This is a genomic window from Micromonospora sp. NPDC006431, assembly GCF_042870725.1.
GTDB lineage: Bacteria > Actinomycetota > Actinomycetes > Mycobacteriales > Micromonosporaceae > Micromonospora.
Genome location: NZ_JBIAHQ010000005.1, coordinates 118271 through 133496 on the forward strand (window position 1 = coordinate 118271; position 15226 = coordinate 133496).

The following is a 15226-nucleotide window of genomic DNA, read 5'->3' on the forward strand; positions in this document are numbered from 1 at the left end:
TCCAGGATCAGAGTTCTGCAAGGAACTGTTCCAGTGCCGCGTTCACTTCGTCGGCGTGCTCCAGCATCACCACGTGCCCACTGTCGTGGATCTTCACGAACTTGGCGTGCGGCAGCCGCCGGACGATCTCCTCGGAGTGGGTCACCGGGGTGATCATGTCCTTGTCCCCCACGATCACCAGCACCGGCGTGCCGGCCAGCGCGGCCAGCGCCGGGAAGCGCGAGTGGGTGGCCAGCGTGCGCAGGTAGCGGGTGACCGTGTCGGCCGAAGTCCGCGAGTTCATCTTCTCGACGTACGACACCAGGGCCGGGCTGGGCTTCGCGGTGCCGAAGCCGTACCTGCGGGTCAGCAGCCAGGCGACGTTGGACGTCGACTTCCGGGCTTTGTCGATCATCGTGCCGCCGTACCGGGCGGCGTTGCTCATCATGTAGAGCATCGGGGCACCGACCCGGCCGAGCAGCGCGGGCGCCACCAGCTTGGTCTCGGCGAGCAGGCCGCCCGAGGTGGCCATCAGCACCGTGCCGACCACCCGTTCGCCGAACAGCTCCGGGTAGAGCTCGGCCAGCGCCATGATCGTCATGCCGCCCATCGAGTGCCCGACCAGCACCAGCGGCCCCTCCGGGGCCACCTCGTCGAGCACCCGACGCAGGGTCCGGCCCAACCTGGCCAGGTCGTACTCGCCGGTCTCCAACTTCCCGGAGCGGCCGTGCCCGGGCTGGTCGTACGCGACGACCCGGTAGTCGCCCCGGGCGGCGAGCAGCTGGCGCTGGAAGTGGAAGGTCCCCATGTCCAGGCAGAAGCCGTGCACCAACACGACGGTCGGGTGCCCGGCGACCGGCCGGGTCGGCTCGACCACCTCCACGTGGATGTCGGTGCCGTCCGGCATCTCCAGCAGGAACGACTCGTCGTACCGCTGCTCGCCGAAGTCCTCCTGCGCGTACTGGTCGGTGGGGTCGGCCTTGAGGCGGCGGACCAGGACCCGCTCGCTCACCACGCCTGCGGCGAGCCCCGCGGCGGCGACACCGACGGCGGCGCCGACCACTCCGGCGACCCGCCCGGCGGCGGTCCGCGGCCGCGGGACACGGAGGCGTCCGCTCACGGTGCTGTCTCGGTTCGCGACTGCGGGGCTCGCAACCCCGGCTCATGCGCGCATTCCGGCTCGGCCGCGTCCCACGCGAGCCGCCCCGGAACGCGCGTCCTCGCGCTCACGGTCGTTCGCCGTCGTAGACGCGGGGCACCCGGACCCCGCCGAACCGGGTCACGATCTCGTAGTTGATGGTGCCGACCGCCTCGGCCCAGTCGTCGGCGGTGGGCTCGCCGGCCGCGCCGCTGCCGAAGAGGGTCGCCACATCGCCGGCCGCCACCTCGTCGTCGCCGCAGTCCAGCACGAACTGGTCCATGCAGACCCGGCCGGAGATGGTCCGCCGCTTGCCGCCGAGCTGCACCGGACCGGTGTTCGAGGCGTGCCGGGGCACCCCGTCGGCGTACCCGAGCGGGATGACGGCCAGGTTGGCCTCCCGCTCGGTGAGGTAGGTGTGGCCGTACGACACGCCGGTGCCGGCCGGGACCCGCTTGGTCAGCATCACCCGGGCCCGGGCGGTCATCGCCGGGCGCAGGCCGAACTGCTCGCCGGCCACCGGGGAGAGGCCGTAGACCGCCAGGCCGGGGCGGACCAGGTCGAAGTGGGTGTCCTGGCGGGTCAGGGTGGCGGCCGAGTTGGCCAGGTGCCGGTAACGGGGACGCAGCCCCGCCTTCTCGACCATGGCCAGCCCCTCGTGGAAGACGGCGAGCTGCCGGTCGATGGTGGGGTGGCCGGGCGAGTCGGCGTACGCGAAGTGGCTCCACACCCCGACCACCTCGACCAGGCCGGCGGCCTCGGCCTTCGCGGCGGCCTCCAGCAGGGCGGGCCAGTCGGCGACGGTCGCCCCGCCGCGCGCCAGACCGGTGTCGATCTTCAGGTGCACCTGGGCCGGGCGCTCCGCCCGGCGGCTCGCCTCGATCATCTCGTCGAGCTGGGCGAGGCTGGCGCAGCCCAGGTCGACGCCGACCGCCACGCCGTCGTGCAACGGCAGCCCGGGGGCGAGCAGCCAGGCCAGTACGGGCGCGGTGATCCCCGCCTGGCGCAGGTTGAGCGCCTCGTCGAGGGAGCAGACCCCGAGCCAGTCCGCGCCGGCGTCGAGCGCGGCGCGGGCGGCCGGCACCATGCCGTGGCCGTACCCGTCGGCCTTCACCACCGCCATCAGCTCGGCGCTGGTGCCCGCTCTCAGGCGGGCCACGTTCTCCCGGATCGCGTCCAGGTCGACGCGCACCTCCGACTGCCACATGCCCCCAGCCTACTTCCGCCGGTGATCACCCTGGCCCGGAGCCGCGTGGTCCGCCCGCTGGCACGCCCGCCGGGCACACCCGTCCGTCGGCCGCGCCGGTAGGCCGCCGCGGTCAGCCCAGGCGGGCGATCACCGAGCGGAGCGCGGTGGCCACGTCGGGTGCGGTCACCGGACCGCCCCGAGCCGCCTCCCGGCCAGCCAGCCCGTGCAGGTACGCCGCCGCGGCGGTCGCCCGCTCGGCGGGCAGCCCGGCCGCGAGCAGCGCACCGAGCAGCCCGGCCAGCACGTCGCCGGTGCCCCCGGTGGCCAGCACCGGGGTGCCGGTCGGGTTGACGTACGCCCGGCCGGCCGGGGTGCCGATGATCGTCCGGTCGCCCTTGAGCAGCACCACCGCGTTCATCCAGGCGGCCAGCCGCAGCGCGGCCGACACGCGGTCCACGCCCGGGGTCTCCCCGCAGAGCCGGGCGTACTCGCGGTCGTGCGGAGTCACCACGATCGGCGCGTCCCGCTTGCGCAGCAGGTCCGCCATCGCGCCGTCGACCAGCAGGGTGAGCGCGTCGGCGTCGAGCACCGCCGGCACCGGCGCGCTGAGCACGGCCCGCAGCTCCGTGGCGGCCTCGTCGCCGGTGCCCAACCCGGAGCCGCAGACCCAGGCCTGCACCCGGCCGGCATCGGCGACGCGGCCGGTGGCGATCACCGACGGGTGGTGGTGCAGCACCTCCGCGCGGGCCCCGCCCGCGTACCGGACCATGCCGGTCGGACCGGCCAGCGCGCCGCCCACCGAGAGCACCGCCGCCCCGGGGTACGTGGCCGAGCCGGTCGCCACGCCGACCACGCCCCGGCTGTACTTCTCCGAGGACGGGCCGAGCCGGGGCCACCAGTCGACCACGTCCGACCACTCGGTGACCCGCAGCGCGGGGGTCCCGCGCAGCCACGGCCCCAGCCCGATGTCGACCAGGTCCACGTGCCCGGCGAGCGCGGCGGCCGGGCCGACCACCAGGGCCGGCTTCAACGCCCCGAAGGCGACCGTCACGTCGGCGCGCACCGCGCACGGGCGGCCGGAGGCGGTGAGCGGCACGTGGCCGGTGTCCACCGCGACGCCGCTCGGCACGTCCACCGCCACCACGGTGGCCCGGGCACCGTCCCGCCCGGAGCGCCCCGCCAGGCTCGCCGCGAGCTGCTCGGCGGTCTCCCGCAGCCCGCCGGTGCCGCCGATCCCGACGATGCCGTCCAGCACCAGGTCCACCACGGCCGGCGGCCGGTCCACCAGCCGCCCGCCGGCGGCCCGCAGCGCGGCCAGCCCCTCGGCGTGCGCCCGGCCGGGACTGAGCAGCAGGGCCGAAACCGCGGCGCCCCGGCGGGCCAGGTGCGAGCCCGCGTACAGGGTGTCGCCGCCGTTGTCGCCGGAGCCGACCAGCAGCAGCACCTGGGCACCGTAGACGCCGCCCCGATCGGAGAGCAGCAGGGCGCAGCGGCGGGCCAGCCCGGCGGCGGCCCGCTGCATCAGCGTCCCGGGCGGCAGGGTGGCCAGCAGGCCGGCCTCCGCCGCGCGTACGTCCGCGACCCGCCACACCGGTCTCATGCCACCCCGTCCCGTCCGTTGTTTCGCCAGGCGGGCCGGCCGGCCCGCCGGTCGCCTCACCGCTCCGCGACCACCATGGCCGACGCGATCCCGCCGTCGTGCGACAACGACAGATGCCAGCGGTTGATCCCGCGGTCGGCCGAGGCGGCGGCCACCGTGCCGGAGACGGTCAGCCAGGGCCGGCCGTCCGGATCCGGCACGATCTCGCAGTCGTGCCAGCGCAGCCCGCCCGGCGCGCCGAGCGCCTTGGCCACCGCCTCCTTGGCCGCGAACCGGGCGGCCATCGACTCGGGCGAGCGCGGGTTGCCGGAGCGGGTGAACCGCTCGGCCTCGGTGAACAGCCGGTCGGCGAGCAGCGGGGTCCGTGCCAGGGCCCGGGCGAACCGGTCCACCAGCACGACGTCGATGCCGACAGCCACGATCACGGACCTCACCCTACCGGCGGTCGCGGCCGCACATTAGCCGCCGGCTGCGCGGTGGACAACGCCTGTGGACAACCCGGGGGGTACGGCCGCCGCCGGCTGTCCACAGGGCCGGTGGGGGTGCGGGGACGCCGCCTAGCGTCCCGGTTGCCTGGTCCTGCAGGCGACCGTTGGTTCCGCCGCCGGTGAGCCCCGCCGGCGGCCCGTTGTCCGGGGGAGTCCGCCGATGGCCGAGGAGCCGTTCACCGTCGAGCCGGAGCTGCTGCGCGGGGTCGCCCGGCAGTTGGGCGACGACGCGTACCGGCTGGCACACGGGCTGGCCGGCACGCCGGGGCTGGTGGTGCCGGCCGACGGCTGGCGGGCCGGGGCCGCGCTGGCCGAGCTGGAGGCGGCGGTGCACCGGTGGTGCGGGGCGCTCGCCGCCCGGGTGGCGAGCACCGCCGACGCGGTCCGCAGCGCCGCCGACGGCTACCAGGCGACCGACGAGCGGGCCGCCCGACGGCTGGCCGGGATCCCCCGGTGACGGGCCCCGCCGGCGCCTCGGCAGCCCGCTCCACGCCCGCCCGACCCGGTCCGGCCGGCACGGCCACCCCGGGCGGCGCGCCGACCCTGCGCCGGGAGGCCGCGCGGCCGGGGTCCGCAGCCGGCGCGCGGACGCCGGCCGGTGATACCTCCGCTCCGGTCGGATACGCCCAGCTCTGGGCGGCCGACCCGGGTGCCTGGACCCGGGGCGGGGCGGCCTGGCGGGGGCTGGTCGACCCGGTCCGGCAGGGGGCGGACGGGCTGGACGCCCGAGTGGCCGCCCTGCGGCCCGGCTGGTCCGGCGGGGCCGCCGGCGCGGCGCAGGGCCGGATCGGGGCGTTGCGCGGCGCACTGACCGACGTGCTGCCCGCGCTGGTCGAGGTCGACCAGGTGCTCGCCGAGTTCGCCGCCCGGCTCGCCGCGGCGAAGGCCCGGCTCGCCGCCGCCGTGGCGCACGCCGACGCGGGCGGCCTGCTGGTGGACCGGGTGGGTGCGGTCCGGCCCGATCCGGCCCACCCGCGCCGCGCCGCGCCGGCCGGCCCGGGGGTCGCCCAGGTGGCGGCCGAGCTGCGGGCCGCACTGGCGCTGGCCGGTGGCGCGGACCGGGAGGCCGCCGCCCGGCTGGGCGAGCTCAGCACGGCGGCGGTCACCGGCTGGGTGAGCGTCCCGCCCGGCGCGCGACCGGCACCCGGCGCCGGGCCGGCTGAGGTGAGCCGCTGGTGGGCGGGGCTCACCCCGGCCGAGCGCCGCTGGCTGGTCGGCCACGAGCCGTCCCGCATCGGTCACCTCGACGGGGTGCCGGTGGCAGCCCGGGACCAGGCCAACCGGCTGCTGCTGGGCGAACGGCGGGCGGGGCTGGCCGCTGCCCGCGCGGGGCTGCTGCGTCCGCTGCCGCCGGGGCCGTCCGAGCTGGCCCGGCTGGCCCGGCTCGCCCGGCTGGAGGCGGCCCTGCGCGGCCTCGACGGGCTCACCGAGCGGCTGGCCGAGGCGAGGGCGCCCCGGGCGTACCTGCTCGGGCTCGATCCGGCCGGGGACGGGCGCGCGGTGGTGGCGCTGGGCAACCCGGACCGGGCGGCGGCCGTGCTGACGTACGTCCCTGGGATGACCGCGGACCTCGCCGACGCCCCCGGCGAGCTGGGCCGGGCCGCCCGGGTGCTGGACCGGTGCACGGCGCTCAGCCCGGGCGAGGAGACGGCGGCCGTGCTCTGGCTGGACTACGACGCGCCGGACCACCTGCTCGAGGCGGCCCGGGCCCGGCAGGCCGAGGACGCCGGGCCGGCGCTGCACCGGTTCCAGGAAGGGCTGCGCGCCTCGCACGACGGCCCGCCGGCCCGGCAGACCGTGCTCGGCCACAGCTACGGCTCGCTGGTGGTCGGCACCGCCGCCCGCGACCACGGGCTGAGCGCCGACGCCCTGGTCTTCGTCGGCTCCCCCGGTGCCGGGGTCGACCACGCGAGCGAGCTGCGGATGCCGCCCGGGCAGGTCTGGGCCAGCACCGCGCCGGACGACGTGATCCGGCTGGCCCGGCCGCCGGACGAGCTGGCCCGCCGGGCGGTGCTGGCGGGGACGCCCCTCGGCCCGGTGGCGGCGGTGCTCGACCGGCACGACCCCGGGCTGTGGTTCGGGCGCGACCCGAGCGACCCCGGCTTCGGCGGCCGGCGCTTCCCCAGCGGCCGGTACGGCCACACCGGCTACTGGGAGCCCGGCAACCCGGCGCTGGACGGGATGGCCCGGATCGTGCTGGGCCGATGAGCGCGGCGGGTACGGAGGCGACCAGGCCCCTCCAGCGGGCAGCGGAGGGGCCTGGCCGGGGTGGACTACTCGACCGTGACCGACTTGGCCAGGTTGCGCGGCTGGTCGACATCGTGCCCGCGCGCGGCGGCGATCTCGGCGGCGAGCACCTGGAGCGGCACCGTGGTCACCAGCGGCGCCAGCAGCGTCGGCACCCGCGGCACGTAGATCAGGTGGTCGGCGTAGCGGACGACCGCCTGGTCGCCCTCCTCCGCGATCACGATGGTGCGGGCGCCCCGGGCGCGTACCTCCTGGATGTTGGAGACGACCTTGTCGTGCAGCATGCCCCGGCCGATCGGCGACGGCACGATGCAGATGACCGGGGTGCCCTTGTCGATCAGCGCGATCGGGCCGTGCTTCAGCTCGCCGGCGGCGAAGCCCTCGGCGTGCATGTACGCCAGTTCCTTGAGCTTCAGCGCGCCCTCCAGCGCCACCGGGTAGCCGACGTGCCGGCCGATGAAGAGCACCGTCGGCTCGGACTTCAGGTCACGGGCGAGCTCCCGGACCGGCTCGATCCGCATCAGCAGCTCGCGCAGCTTGCCCGGCACCTCCTGGAGCTGCTCGACGACCGCGCCCACCTCGTCGGCGAACTTGATTCCGCGTACCTGGGCCAGGTGCAGGCCGATCAGGTAGCAGGCGACGAGCTGGGTGAGGAACGCCTTGGTCGACGCGACCGCGATCTCGGGGCCGCCGTGGGTGTAGAGGACGGCGTCGGACTCGCGCGGGATGGTGGAGCCGTTGGTGTTGCAGATGGCGAGCACCCGGGCCTTCTGCTCCTTCGCGTGGCGCAGGGCCATCAGGGTGTCCATGGTCTCGCCGGACTGCGAGATCACCACGATCAGCGTGGAGCGGTCCAGCACCGGATCGCGGTAGCGGAACTCGCTGGCCAGCTCCACCTCGCAGGGGATCCGGGTCCAGTGCTCGATGGCGTACTTGGCGACCAGGCCGGAGTGGTAGGCGGTGCCGCAGGCGACGATGAAGATCTTGTCGACGTCGCGCAGGTCCTGCTCGCTGAGCCGGACCTCGTCGAGGGCGATCTCACCGGTCTCGGTGAGCCGGCCGAGCAGCGTGTCGGCGATGGCCTGCGGCTGCTCCTCGATCTCCTTGAGCATGAACCAGTCGTAGCCGCCCTTCTCGGCGGCGGAGGAGTCCCAGTCGATGTGGAAGTCCTTGCCGGTGGCGGGCTGACCGGCGAAGTCGGTGATCTCGATGTCGTCCGGGGTGATCAGGACGATCTGGTCCTGGCCCAGCTCGACCGCGTCGCGGGTGTGCTCGATGAACGCGGCCACGTCGCTGGCCAGGTAGTTCTCGCCGTCACCACGGCCGACGACCAGGGGCGAGTTGCGCCGGGCGCCGACCACCGCGCCGGGGATCCCGGCGTCGACGGCAAGCAGGGTGAACGCGCCCTCCAGCCGCTCGCAGACCAGCCGCATGGCGGAGGCGAGCAGCTGTGGGCTGTCGACCTCGCCCGCCGCGCGCAGGCCGGCCAGCGACCGGGCGAGCAGGTGGGCGGCGCACTCGGTGTCGGTGTCGCTGGCGAACTCGACGCCCTCGGCCTCCAGCTCGGCGCGGAGCCGGGCGAAGTTCTCGATGATGCCGTTGTGGATCACGGCGACCCGGCCGTCGGGGGACAGGTGTGGGTGGGCGTTGCGGTCGGTCGGCCCGCCGTGGGTGGCCCAGCGGGTGTGGCCGATGCTGGTGGTGCCGTCGCCGATGCCGATCGGGCTGGCCGCGCAGGACTCCGGATCGGTGGCCGCGCGCTCGGCGAGGACCTTCTCCAGGTTGGCCAGCTTGCCAGCCTTCTTCTCGATCAGCAGTTCGTCGTCGCAGACGACGGCCACACCGGCCGAGTCGTAGCCGCGGTACTCCAGCCGCCGCAGTCCGTCCAGCACGATGCCGAGCGCCGGGCGCGCGCCGGCGTAACCCACGATTCCACACATGGTCCGCAGCCTAACCCAGTTTCGCTCACCACGCGTGCTCGGAAGCCGGGTAAACAATCACTGAATCTGAGCGAACTGATGGTCAGAGGGCAAGGATCGGACAAATCCCAACCAACGAGCGGCGCGTGGGAGCGCCCACCCGCCAGCCCCTCGCTTCGGGCGCCACGGCCAGTGGCCGGAAACAAAGGGCTCCGGCCCGGCGGATCCGCCGGGCCGGAGCTGTAGTGCCTTGAGTGTGCCTGTGGGTCAGCTCGTCTTCACCGATCCGGTGACCGCGCTGTCCCGCACGGTGCCGCCGATGGCGTCCACCGAGCCGTTCACCTTGCTCTCCACGATCGACACCACGGAGGCGCCGGTCGCGGCGACCGAGCCGTTGAGGGTCGAGTTGAAGGCGATCAGACCGGCGCCCGGCGCGACCTTGGTGGCGCCGTTGACGGTCACCCCGTCCAGGCAGGTGATGCCGGACGTGATGTCGAGACCACCGTTCTGCCGGTTGCGCAGGACGGTGGTGCAGGCCGGGTACCTGGGCTGGGTCTGCACGTTCAGCTCGGCGAAGGAGATCGCCCGAGCGTTGTTCGTCCGCGGGTCGTCCAGCTTGAGGACGTCGAGACCCTTCTGGATGTCGTTCGAGTAGATGTATCCGTTGTGGTAGTACGTCGACCAGGCCCCACCGAGGATGCGGCGGGTGTCCGAGAGCGGGCCCCGCTCCCAGTAGGCGATCTCGACGGGGTTGGCCGAGTCGGTGAAGTCGATCACCGAGATGCCGCCCTGGTACCACGCCTGGACCATGATGTCGCGGCCCATCGCCGGGATCAGCGAGCCGTTGTGCGCAACGCAGTTCTCGAGGGTGGTGTTCAACCGCGGGATCTTGAAGTAGCCCTTGAAGACCAGCTTGCGGTCCGCACCGGAGCCGACGATGTCGTAGATCGCGTCCGCGCCCTGGTTGGTCCGGTAGCTGCTGGTGCAGATCGCGCTGCTGCCGCCGCCGAGCTCGTCGGTGAAGACCACCTTGGTGCCGGCGTTGTTGAACGTGGCCGAGTGCCAGAACGCGAAGTTCGTGTCCCGGACCTGGCTGAGGATCACCGGGTTCTCCCGGTCGGAGATGTCGAACAGGACGCCGTCACCCATGCAGGCGCCGGCGGCCAGGTCCAGCTCCGGGTAGGCGGTGATGTCGTGGCAGCCGCTGGTGGAGTTGGCGCCGGTGGTTCCCGGGAAGAGAACCGGGGTGGCCACCACGGCAGCGCTGGTCGGGTTGTCCAGCGGCACCTTGATGATCGAGATCTTGTCGTGCGGCGTCTTGCAGTAGAAGGCGCTGGCCGACGGGCCGTACGACTGGACGTAGACGTAGACGCTCTTCCCGTCCTTGCTCGGCACCAGCGTCTGGGTGTGCGAACCGCAGTCGGTCCGGACCGACTTGATGTACCGCGGGTTCGCCTTGTCGCTGATGTCGAAGATCCGGACGCCCTCCCAGGAGCTTTCCTGGGTCACCGAACCGATCGAACTGCTGCACGAGTCGTTGGTCCGAGGCTGGTCGACCGCGAGGAACAGCAGGTTGCCGATGACCGACGGGTCGCCCTGCGAGCCGGAGCAGACCACCTGGCTGACCACCTGAGGCGAGCTGGGGTTGCTGACGTCGAAGACGTTGAAGCCTTCGTAGTTGCCGGCGAAGACGTAGTTGCCCTGGAACGCCAGGTCCGAGTCGTACGCCCCCTCGCTGGCGAACCCGCCGAACTTCGGGATGTTGGCGATCTGCCGGAGGTTCGCGGTGCTGGCGATCTCGTCGACGCCCGGGATGGTGTTGGTGGCGGCCACGTCGTTGGCCGCCTCCTCGCCGATGCAGTACTCGGCGAAGTTGTCCCCGGCAGCCCGGAACGACTCGCAGACGTCGGTGTTCTCGGTGGATTCGGTGGCGCCGCTCGCCGGCGCCGCGGCCACGACGGTGGTCAGGAAAAGGGCGCCTGTGGCGGCAAGGCTGGTGGCCAGCCTTCGGCTCCCTCGTGGGGTTGCTTGGAACATATGGACACCCTTCGTCATGGGGTTGAGCAGGGTGTCGGGACGATAACCTGGCGTTCGATACAAGATTGTGATCCAGCTCACACTAAACGCTCGCTTGTGGTCACGGTTCAGTGAATGTGGCGGCGGTGCGGCGGCACGAATAACCGCAGGTGGGACCAATCGAACCTTTTCGCTGCCCGCGATCTTCCCGGTGCAGGTCAACGCCGCGTTACGATCCCGGCCATCCTCGGGGCGGACGGCGGGAGTCGAGTTGTGCTAAATGTACGGTTCCGATCTCTTTTCGGACGGTCGCGGGCGATTGTGCTGGTCGAGCTGGCCGTGCTCACGATGGTGGCCGCCGGGGCCGCGGCGGTCGTCTGGTGGCCCGACGACCAGTCGAAACCGGCGGCGAAGGCGAGCCCACCGGAATCACTCGCCCTGCCCGGCCTGCCGAAGGCAACCGCGCCGGTGCTGCTGCCCGGGGCTCCCGGTGAGGCGGCGAAGACCCTCCCGGCAAATGAGATGCCGCCGGTGCCACGCCGGTCGCACAACAACGCCGACATCCGGTTCGTGACGATGATGATTCCGCACCATGAGCAGGCGCTCGTGATGGCCAAGCTGGTGGCGGACCGGGGAGAGAACCCGCAACTCAAGATCATCGCGGACCGGATCCTGGCGGCCCAGGAACCGGAGATCAAGACGCTGGAGACCTGGCTGACGGACCGGGGTTTGAACCGGAACTCCGGCCCCGGCCACCAGCACGGCATGGCCGGCATGCAGTCAGCGGAGGCATTGGACCAGCTCACCGCCGCCCGGGGGGCCGAGTTCGACCGGATGTTCGTCACCATGATGGTCGAGCACCATCAGGGCGCGATCGACATGGCGGGCGAGGTGCTGGCGCTCGGAGTCGACGGCGTCCTCAACGAGATGGCCAGCAGCGTCATCGTGGAGCAGGGCGCTGAGATCAACCGGATGCGCGAGGCGCTGGGCGCCACAAGGTAGCCCCCGGCACCTGCTGCGGTAAGGGGACGCAGCGGGCGCCGGACGACCCGGAATTGCCCGCGCGCCGTACATTGAGGCCCTGGTCGGGATCCCCCACCATCTTCCGCAGCCGTCCCGGCACCCGTCCTCCTGCGAGCTGACCTGATGTCCGAGCCAACGCCGACCCCCCAGCCGTCGGCCGACGGGGGCCACACCGATCCCACCACCCCACCGGCGCCCGCGCCCTGGACACCGCCCGATCCGCTCGCCGGCCCCCAGCCCTGGGCACCGCAGACGCCGTGGTCGCCGACCCCCTGGTCGCCCGGCTCGACCGGCACACCCGGCCCGACGGGCGTGGCGGGCACGGCGGGCGGCATCGGGACGCCGGGCAACACCGGCCAGCCGGACGCGAGCGCCGACCCGGCCCGCACCGGGCCGCCGGGCCCCGCCGACGCGCCGCGACCGACCGGGTCGCCCGTCACCCCGGTCCCGCCGCCGGCTCACCCCTGGCCCGGGTACGCCGCACCCGGCTGGCCCCCGGCCGGCTACCCGCCGCCGTACGCGTACCCCGGGATGCCGCCGACCCGGACGAACGGCGGCAAGATCGCGGCGATCGTGGTCGCGGTGGCCACCGTCCTGGTGCTGCTCTCCTGCGGCTGTGTCGGCCTGGGCGTGCTCGGCAGCTCGTTCGGTGACCCGGTGACGTCCGGGGAGCCCTACGGCGACTCGGGCTACGGCGAGCCGGAGGAGGACGCCACCGCCGGGCAACCGAGCCCCGCTACCACCCCGTCGGGCGGGCCGGGCCGGTTCGAGGTGGTGTACGAGGTGACCGGCACCGAAGCGGTGAACGTCCAGTTCTACGATGCCAACGGCGACTTCCTCCAGGTCGACGGGGTGCGGTCGCCGTGGCGGCTGGCGTTCACCGCCAACGACCGGAAGCGGGTGCAGATCGTCGCCTTGCCCGCCAACCGGGGCGGCGACCCGATCACCTGCCAGATCACCATCGACGGGAAGGTCGTCTCCCGGGATTCGAGCGCGTCGGGAGCGATAGCAACCTGCTTCGGGTGGTGAGACCGGCGAGTCGTGCGACGCGGGCGCCGGGCCGTAGGCTGGCCCGCGTGACGACGACCGATCCGCTGGTGGCCCGGATGCGGCCGTTCGGCACCACCATCTTCGCCGAGATGTCCGCGCTGGCCGTGCGCACCGGGGCGGTCAACCTCGGCCAGGGCTTCCCGGACACCGACGGCCCGCCGGAGATGCTCGCGGCCGCCGCCGAGGCGCTCCGCTCCGGCCACAACCAGTACCCGCCGGGCCCGGGGATCCCGGCGCTGCGCGCGGCCGTCGCGGCCCACCAGCGCCGCTTCTGGGATCTGGCGTACGACCCGGACGGCGAGATCGTGGTGACCGCCGGCGCCACCGAGGCGATCGCTGCCAGCATCCTCGCCCTCTGCGAGCCGGGTGACGAGGTGGTCTGCTTCGAGCCGTACTACGACTCGTACGCGGCCTCGATCGCGCTGGCCGGTGCCGTCCGCCGCCCGGTCACGCTCCGTCCCGCCGCCGACGGCCGGTACGTCGTCGACCCGGCGGAGCTGCGCGCCGCGTTCGGGCCGCGTACCCGGCTGGTGCTGCTGAACTCCCCGCACAACCCGACCGGCAAAGTGTTCACCCGCGACGAGCTGGCCCTGGTCGCCGAGCTGTGCCAGGAGCACGGCGCGTACGCGGTCACCGACGAGGTGTACGAGCACCTGGTCTTCACCGACGCCGCCGCCCCGCACGTACCGCTGGCGGCGCTCCCCGGGATGCGGGAGCGGACGCTGCGCATCTCCTCGGCCGGCAAGACCTTCTCCTGCACCGGCTGGAAGGTCGGCTGGGTGAGCGGGCCCGCCCCGCTGGTCTCCGCGGTGCTGCGGGTGAAGCAGTTCCTCACCTTCGTCAACGCCGGGCCGCTGCAACCGGCCGTCGCGCTGGCGCTCGGCCTGCCCGACGCCTACTACACCGACTTCCGGGACGGCCTGCAGCGACGGCGGGACCAGCTCGTCGCCGGGCTCACCGACGCCGGGTTCGACGTGCTCGCCCCCGAGGGCACATACTTCGTCACCGCCGACGTCGCCCCGCTCGGCGGCCGGGACGGGGTCGAGTTCTGCCGATCGCTGCCGGAGCGCTGCGGTGTGGTGGCCGTGCCGACCCAGGTCTTCTACGACGACGCCGAGGCGGGGCGGCGGCTGGTCCGGTTCGCCTTCTGCAAGCGCCCGGAGGTGCTCACCGAGGCGGTGGATCGGCTGCGCCAACTGAAGGGAAACCGATGACCGACCCGAACGCCGGCCGGCTACGCCGGATGGTGGCGCAGCGCAGCTGCGACACGGTGCTCTCCGGCAGGCCGCCGGCCTCGGTGGCCGAGCAGCTGGAGGCGCTCCGGGCGATCACGACCGACGACCTGCTGCCCGACTTCTACGGCGAGGGCGGCGCGGTCGAGGAGCTGGAACGCCGCGTCGGCGAACTGCTCGGCACCGAGGCCGTCGCCTTCTTCCCCACCGGCACGATGGCCCAGCAGGTCGCCATGCGGTACGGCGCCGAGCTGACCGGACGGAACGGCGTCGGCCTGCACCCGCTCAGCCACCCGATGCTGCACGAGCGGGACGCGCCCGCCGTGCTCGGCGGCCTGCGGCCGGTACGCACCACGGACGCGCCGCGCAACCCGACCGCCGAGGAGATCGCCGGGCTCGACGAGCCGATCGGCACGCTGCTGCTGGAGCTGCCGCTGCGTGACGCCGGGTTCGTCCTGCCGACCTGGGACGAGCTGGTCGCGGTGGTCGAGGCGGCCCGGCAACGGGGCGCCCGGGTGCACCTGGACGGTGCCCGGCTCTGGGAGTCCGCCGTCCATCTGGGACGCTCACCGGCCGAGGTCTCCGCCCTGGCCGACAGCACGTACGTCTCGTTCTACAAGTCCCTCGGCGGGCACTCCGGTGCGGCGTTGGCCGGCTCCGCCGAGCTGGTCCGCTACGCCCGGGCCTGGCGGCACCGCTACGGCGGAAACCTCTTCCAGCAGTCGCCGGCCGCCCTGGCCGCGCTCGCCGGCCTCACCCACGAGCTGCCCCGGCTCGCCGGCTACGTGGCGCACGCAAAGGTGGTGGCGGCGGCGCTGGCCACCCTGCCCGGCGGCCGGGTGCACCCGGCGCCCCCGCACACGCACCAGTTCCGGCTCTGGCTGCCGCACCCGGCGGACGCGCTCAACGCCGCCAACCTCGCGCTCGCCGAGGAGGAGAAGGCCTGGTTCGTCGGCGGCTGGCGGGACACCGAGGTGCCCGGCGTTGCGCTGGCCGAGGTGACGGTGGCCGCCCCGGCGCTGGCACTGGACGCCGACCAGGTGGTCGACCTGGCCGACCGCTTCCTGCGCCGGCTGCCGCCGCGCTGACCACCGGGCGTCCCGGGCGCGGCGGGGGCGGGGCACGCCAGGATGTCCCGAGCCGCCGGGGCCATCCACCGGTACCACGCCGAGGTCGCCATCGCCCTTTTCTCCCTTTGAAGCTGATGTCGTCAACGACTCAGCTCCACAGGAGACAGACAGCGGTGTCAGCCGACCCGAGACCGATATCGCAAACGACTCAGCTCCAGAGGAGCCGAACACACAGCTCCTGCCACGGCCTGGTCACCGACGACGACGGGAGGCAT

12 protein-coding genes are annotated in these 15226 nt (G+C 73.8%); 6 read left to right on the forward strand and 6 right to left on the reverse strand.

Annotated features, from left to right (window positions below; genetic code table 11):
- Positions 1 to 7: 7 nt before the first annotated feature.
- The 4 genes from ACFYM6_RS12085 to ACFYM6_RS12100 form a co-directional block, all read right to left on the reverse strand.
- The gene (locus tag ACFYM6_RS12085; protein ID WP_387274773.1) at positions 8 to 1099 is read right to left on the reverse strand and encodes an alpha/beta fold hydrolase; all 1092 of its coding nucleotides are present in this window, start codon (positions 1097 to 1099) and stop codon (positions 8 to 10) included.
- A gap of 106 nt (positions 1100 to 1205) precedes the next feature.
- On the reverse strand, positions 1206 to 2324 hold the full coding sequence (gene alr, locus ACFYM6_RS12090) for an alanine racemase (protein WP_387274775.1): 1119 nt from the start codon (positions 2322 to 2324) through the stop codon (positions 1206 to 1208).
- A gap of 112 nt (positions 2325 to 2436) precedes the next feature.
- Positions 2437 to 3906 (reverse strand): NAD(P)H-hydrate dehydratase, encoded by a 1470-nt coding sequence (locus ACFYM6_RS12095; protein ID WP_387274777.1) that lies wholly within the window; start codon positions 3904 to 3906, stop codon positions 2437 to 2439.
- A gap of 56 nt (positions 3907 to 3962) precedes the next feature.
- Positions 3963 to 4331 carry a holo-ACP synthase gene (locus tag ACFYM6_RS12100; RefSeq protein ID WP_073834878.1) on the reverse strand — a complete coding sequence of 123 codons (369 nt, stop codon included), beginning with the start codon at positions 4329 to 4331 and terminating at the stop codon, positions 3963 to 3965.
- Positions 4332 to 4554: 223 nt separating this feature from the next.
- Between ACFYM6_RS12100 and ACFYM6_RS12105 the strand changes: the two genes are divergently transcribed.
- Positions 4555 to 4851 (forward strand): type VII secretion target, encoded by a 297-nt coding sequence (locus ACFYM6_RS12105; RefSeq protein ID WP_387274779.1) that lies wholly within the window; start codon positions 4555 to 4557, stop codon positions 4849 to 4851.
- Positions 4848 to 6602: an alpha/beta hydrolase gene (locus tag ACFYM6_RS12110; RefSeq protein ID WP_387274781.1), complete on the forward strand. Its 1755-nt coding sequence runs from the start codon at positions 4848 to 4850 to the stop codon at positions 6600 to 6602. The genes ACFYM6_RS12105 and ACFYM6_RS12110 overlap by 4 nt, the downstream gene beginning before the upstream one ends.
- 65 nt (positions 6603 to 6667) lie before the next feature.
- Here ACFYM6_RS12110 and glmS read toward each other — a convergent pair whose 3' ends face one another.
- Together glmS and ACFYM6_RS12120 are read right to left on the reverse strand one after the other, a co-directional pair.
- Positions 6668 to 8581, reverse strand: coding sequence for a glutamine--fructose-6-phosphate transaminase (isomerizing) (glmS, locus tag ACFYM6_RS12115; protein ID WP_387274782.1), 1914 nt, complete (start codon positions 8579 to 8581; stop codon positions 6668 to 6670).
- Between the two features lie 246 nt (positions 8582 to 8827).
- The gene (locus tag ACFYM6_RS12120; RefSeq protein WP_387274784.1) at positions 8828 to 10597 is read right to left on the reverse strand and encodes an LVIVD repeat-containing protein; all 1770 of its coding nucleotides are present in this window, start codon (positions 10595 to 10597) and stop codon (positions 8828 to 8830) included.
- 327 nt (positions 10598 to 10924) lie between these two features.
- Between ACFYM6_RS12120 and ACFYM6_RS12125 the strand changes: the two genes are divergently transcribed.
- The 4 genes from ACFYM6_RS12125 to ACFYM6_RS12140 all read left to right on the forward strand — a co-directional run bounded on the left by ACFYM6_RS12125 (position 10925) and on the right by ACFYM6_RS12140 (position 14969).
- Positions 10925 to 11578: a DUF305 domain-containing protein gene (locus tag ACFYM6_RS12125; RefSeq protein WP_387275082.1), complete on the forward strand. Its 654-nt coding sequence runs from the start codon at positions 10925 to 10927 to the stop codon at positions 11576 to 11578.
- 144 nt (positions 11579 to 11722) lie between these two features.
- Positions 11723 to 12628: an MmpS family transport accessory protein gene (locus tag ACFYM6_RS12130; RefSeq protein ID WP_387274786.1), complete on the forward strand. Its 906-nt coding sequence runs from the start codon at positions 11723 to 11725 to the stop codon at positions 12626 to 12628.
- Between the two features lie 47 nt (positions 12629 to 12675).
- A complete protein-coding gene (locus ACFYM6_RS12135; protein ID WP_387274788.1) occupies positions 12676 to 13863 on the forward strand; it encodes a pyridoxal phosphate-dependent aminotransferase in 1188 nt (395 codons plus the stop codon).
- Positions 13860 to 14969: a threonine aldolase family protein gene (locus ACFYM6_RS12140; protein ID WP_387274790.1), complete on the forward strand. Its 1110-nt coding sequence runs from the start codon at positions 13860 to 13862 to the stop codon at positions 14967 to 14969. The genes ACFYM6_RS12135 and ACFYM6_RS12140 overlap by 4 nt, the downstream gene beginning before the upstream one ends.
- The last annotated feature ends 257 nt before the right edge of the window (positions 14970 to 15226 follow it).

Bases quoted from the DNA above. Each gene is read 5' to 3' on its own strand.
- ACFYM6_RS12120 (WP_387274784.1), bottom strand. From the start codon at position 10,597: ATGTTCCAAGCAACCCCACGAGGGAGCCGAAGGCTGGCCACCAGCCTT.
- ACFYM6_RS12095 (WP_387274777.1), bottom strand. From the start codon at position 3,906: ATGAGACCGGTGTGGCGGGTCGCGGACGTACGCGCGGCGGAGGCCGGC.
- ACFYM6_RS12125 (WP_387275082.1), top strand. From the start codon at position 10,925: ATGGTGGCCGCCGGGGCCGCGGCGGTCGTCTGGTGGCCCGACGACCAG.
- alr (WP_387274775.1), bottom strand. From the start codon at position 2,324: ATGTGGCAGTCGGAGGTGCGCGTCGACCTGGACGCGATCCGGGAGAAC.
- glmS (WP_387274782.1), bottom strand. From the start codon at position 8,581: ATGTGTGGAATCGTGGGTTACGCCGGCGCGCGCCCGGCGCTCGGCATC.
- ACFYM6_RS12130 (WP_387274786.1), top strand. From the start codon at position 11,723: ATGTCCGAGCCAACGCCGACCCCCCAGCCGTCGGCCGACGGGGGCCAC.
- ACFYM6_RS12105 (WP_387274779.1), top strand. From the start codon at position 4,555: ATGGCCGAGGAGCCGTTCACCGTCGAGCCGGAGCTGCTGCGCGGGGTC.
- ACFYM6_RS12140 (WP_387274790.1), top strand. From the start codon at position 13,860: ATGACCGACCCGAACGCCGGCCGGCTACGCCGGATGGTGGCGCAGCGC.